The organism is Streptomyces sp. FH025 (genome assembly GCF_017427025.1).
Lineage (GTDB): Bacteria > Actinomycetota > Actinomycetes > Streptomycetales > Streptomycetaceae > Kitasatospora.
Genome location: NZ_JAFLNG010001240.1, coordinates 1 through 1,016, shown reverse-complemented (window position 1 = coordinate 1,016; position 1,016 = coordinate 1). Strand labels below are relative to the sequence as shown.

Genomic DNA, 1,016 nt, shown 5'->3' with positions numbered 1-1,016 from the left:
TGTCGTAGACGCTGATCGGCAGCACGCGGACCGTGGGGTCGGCGCAGGTCTGCTCGAACCAGCTGCCCTCGTCGTCCGTGGCGGGGTTTCCGATCAGCAGGGCGCGGGTGTGCTCGCCGGTGAGCAGTCCTCGCATCGCGGCGCCGATGATCCGGCCGATGCCGCCGGCCTCGTCCACGATGACCATCAGGCGGGGCGCGTGGATGCCCTGGACGGCGGACTCGTCGTGCGGCGGAGCGCTGAAGCCGTACGCCACGACGACGCTTGAGCCATGGCGGTCGGGCATCTTCCACTGGGCGACGCCGACTTCGCCGGGCAGGCCGGCGCGGGCGACGATCTGGCGGATGTGGGGCCACATCTGGCGCTGGACCTGGCGGGCCCGGGTGGCGGTGGTGACCGTGAGGGCGGTGCCGGGCGGGTGCACGACGGCGGACCAGACGGCGGCACGGGCGGCAATGTGGGTCTTGCCGGAGCCGAAGCAGCTCGGGACGGCGACTCGGCGGTTGTCGACGAGGGCTTCGAGGATGTCCCGCTGGCGGCTCCACTGGGATTCGCCGAGCACGTCCTCGACGAATCCGACCGGGTCGTCGGCCCACAGGGCGTAGGGGGTGCCGGCCTCGGCGTCGGCCGCTGCGAGGACCTGCGCCCAATCGCCGGTGTCGAGGGTGGCGTAGAAGCGCCGGCGGACGGCAGGGGCTGCGGCGGCGAGTTCGGCGTAGAGGCGGCGGCCAAGCCTGCCGGGGCGGGGCGCGGGCACCGCGGGCAGCGGCTTGGTCACGTGACCCTCCTGTTCGTGTCGGTCGGCAGGCCACGGTGCCGGACCTGCGGTCGGGTGTCGCGCCGAGGGGTCCGCGAGAAATTTACCTTCCTCTTCTTTATAGACCTGAGTCAACTTCTCTGCGAGGCTGGTACCGCCAGCCGGGGACCGCGAACCCCCGGCCCCAACCTCAAGGAGACCAACCATGGCCCCGATCACCCGGATCACCGCCCGGCACGCGGCAGTCGCCTTCGCCCTC

General features: G+C 72.1%; 1 protein-coding gene. It reads right to left on the bottom strand.

From position 1 onward, the window contains the following. Nucleotides 1–778, bottom strand: a 778-nt coding sequence (locus J0670_RS38670; protein WP_207817443.1) for a DEAD/DEAH box helicase family protein, incomplete at its 3' end; no start/stop codon positions are given. Nucleotides 779–1,016 lie beyond the last annotated feature (238 nt).